The 2,620-nt window shown below is 50.6% G+C and carries 2 protein-coding genes and 2 pseudogenes; 2 read left to right on the top strand and 2 right to left on the bottom strand.

All coding sequences use genetic code 11. The annotated features are described in order from the left end of the window. Window positions 1-143, bottom strand: a pseudogene (locus KOR42_RS26030) (transposase); the annotation flags it as partial. Window positions 144-308: 165 nt separating this feature from the next. Next, window positions 309-503: pseudogene (locus tag KOR42_RS26025) on the bottom strand (transposase); the annotation flags it as partial. Between the two features lie 263 nt (window positions 504-766). Here KOR42_RS26025 and KOR42_RS26020 point away from each other — a divergent pair. Next, window positions 767-1,132 (top strand): hypothetical protein, encoded by a 366-nt coding sequence (locus tag KOR42_RS26020; RefSeq protein ID WP_231741148.1) that lies wholly within the window; start codon window positions 767-769, stop codon window positions 1,130-1,132. A gap of 10 nt (window positions 1,133-1,142) precedes the next feature. Then, window positions 1,143-1,391: an integrase core domain-containing protein gene (locus tag KOR42_RS26015; protein ID WP_146512715.1), complete on the top strand. Its 249-nt coding sequence runs from the start codon at window positions 1,143-1,145 to the stop codon at window positions 1,389-1,391. Window positions 1,392-2,620: the final 1,229 nt, after the last annotated feature.

Below are 2,620 nucleotides of genomic sequence, written 5' to 3'. Positions count from 1 at the left end.
CTCGATTTGGTGTGATGTTCATAGTCACGACTCAAGCGTCGCCAGCGACCTAGCCAACTGAACGTTCTCTCAGCAACCCAGCGTTTCGGCAGTAAAACGAAACCTCGGACGCCGGCCGGTCGGCGTACAATTTCCAATGTCCAGGGGATGTCATGGTGCCTGCTGAGCCAATCGTTCNAATGTCGAATCGTTACTCCCCAACCACTGGCTGGCAACGCACCCCCAACACCGCTGGAACATCGCCGAAAGAAGAAAACAAGAACGCGAAACCAAAGCCAACACCCCGTAGTTCACCATGCGCTTACGATTCTTTGCAGTGTTCCATCGTCACGCCAGCGTTTGAAATAATCGTACACCGTGCTCTTGGGCAACAGGTCATGCGGAAGCATATCCCACTGGCATCCCGATCGGCATTGATAGAGGATCGTGTTGATCACTTCCCGCACGTCCACAGTTTGTGGTCGCCCGCCTTTCTTGCTGCGGCGGGGCTTCGGAAGAATCATTTCGATCATCTCCCACTGAAGGTCAGTCAGGTCACTTGGGTACGCTTTTCGAATCGCCTCGGACACCGTGCACTCCTTTGCGTTGATGAACCGCAAAGTGTGAACAAAACCAGACTTTCACAAAACCTCAGTTTCCGGATAGCCTCTTAGTTCTGATGCTGACTGGCATCGCATATTCAGTTCTGATGCTGTTCTTCCCGGTATCGTGGCTTTTGATTCTCGTTGCAGCGCCCGTTGGGGTGTTTGGTGCCAGTTGTATTTGTATGCGAGAAAACAGAGGCCCGAAGCATGTTTCTTCTGAGGCGTCCGGTGTCGTCGATCGTGTATTGATTCAGGGTATTGTTGAGGTTACTCCCATCTATGATCTGGAAGACTTCGGTTCCGGCTACCACGTTGTAACGAGCAGCGGGGAATCGGCAGTCATTATCGGGCAAGTTCTTGCAGACATCGATTACGAAGGTGAAGGGTTGCCTTCAAATCTGACTCTTGAAGTTGATTCCGGGTCCAAGGAGATTCTTGACGTTCATGGTGACGGTGACGAGATTCCTGTAACGTTGAACTGTTCACTTCAATCTGTTGGAATTGATGTCATTGTGGGTTTCTCACTTTGCGATCGCGTAAGCAGTTGACTCGGCACGGGTGAAGTCTCACGCAACCTCTGAATGCCTGGCCTGTGAAGAGTTCACGACGCTGACTGAAGCGATCCATGTGATTCAGGACTGGCGGATGACTTACAACCACCGCCGTCCGCACAGCTCTCTTGGTGGGCTGACGCCTGCCGAATTTTCGACTCAGTGTGCTTCCGTTCCAGAGCAGGTTCCGCCTACGGCTCCACCTTCTCCTCCACTCCAGCACACTGAATTACTTACCCAACCCCAACTCTCATAAGCCTGGTTCAAACTTCGGGGGCATTTCAACGGATGCAGAGCGCCAAGAGTGCAAAGAAGTGATTCGCAAGCTCAAGGGGACAAGCCAGATCGATCCGATTTCCATAGTTGAAGATTCACTATCTGGAAGAAGCAAGGCCGCAGGGGGGATTTCCCGAAGCGGCTTTGGCCGTGGGAGACGAAGGCGTTCACAGTCGTAAGATTGGAAGACCGGAAAAGGGGAAGCATTCTGGATCGTCGAAGACTAGGTAGGCCAAGATACCTCAGGAAGTCTGCAACCGTGTTGATTCGAGCATGACCCGGTAGCATTGAGCCGCTCCTTATTTTTGTTGAACAATTGGATATGAAGTTCAGCCGCAGTTCGGAGAATGTCACAAGCAGTGCGTCGGATATCTTTAATGCGACATTCAGGCAATGGATGTCGATTACGCTGATGCTCGGACTTTCCCCTTCAACGATGACATCTCGGTAATTTAGTCCTTGTTGAAACCCCTCACTTCGTAGCAACTCAATTATCGTACTCCTGACGGCCCACGAACCGTTGTCGTTTGGCAAGAGGCGGGCACTGGGAGTATTGCGTCTTGATTGCATTGCAGCGACGATTGCATACACGTATTGCGGTCTTAGGTCCAACAACTCAGCAATGTCTTTGGATATGGTTGCAATTGATTCACGATGGATTGCATCTCTGAACGCTGTTGGTAGTGCTTTGGCAATGAGTTCAATGTCAGCAAGCGATTTTTTTAAACGCTCATCAACGCGTTCGGTAAACTCGACCGCGTTTCGCCTCCAGAATTTGGAATTGAAAAAGGAAAGAATAGTCTCAATAGTGTTCCCTGGAGTGTCGTGCATGCCAACGATTCGAAGCAATAAAGGAAGGTTTAGCGAAACTCAGCCTTTGGGTGTGGATTATGTTGTCATTTGCTGCATGTTACCATGAGATTCTATTCTGCAGCTGAAGATTCCTCTACAGAAAAGTTTGGTGACGAAATTGCTGTGTTGAAAACAAATCACAGGTTTTGATCGTGGGCTAACGCCTCAGGGCGTAGGCGAGGACTTTGAGGGCGGCTTCGACGAACAGGGCTTTCTCGCTTCTGGCTGAGAGTGCGGCACCTGTGGTTCGCTTCAATCCGCTCATGAATGATTCCACAAGTCAGCGTCTGCCGTATCCTTTTGTTTCGAGTTCTGTCCTGGTCATCTGTGAGCGGTACTCGCCATTCAGCTTACCGT

It is taken from the genome of Thalassoglobus neptunius, from assembly GCF_007859735.1.
Lineage (GTDB): Bacteria > Planctomycetota > Planctomycetia > Planctomycetales > Planctomycetaceae > Thalassoglobus > Thalassoglobus neptunius.
Note: the sequence above shows the minus strand (reverse complement) of the source record. Positions and strands in the feature narration are given on the sequence as shown.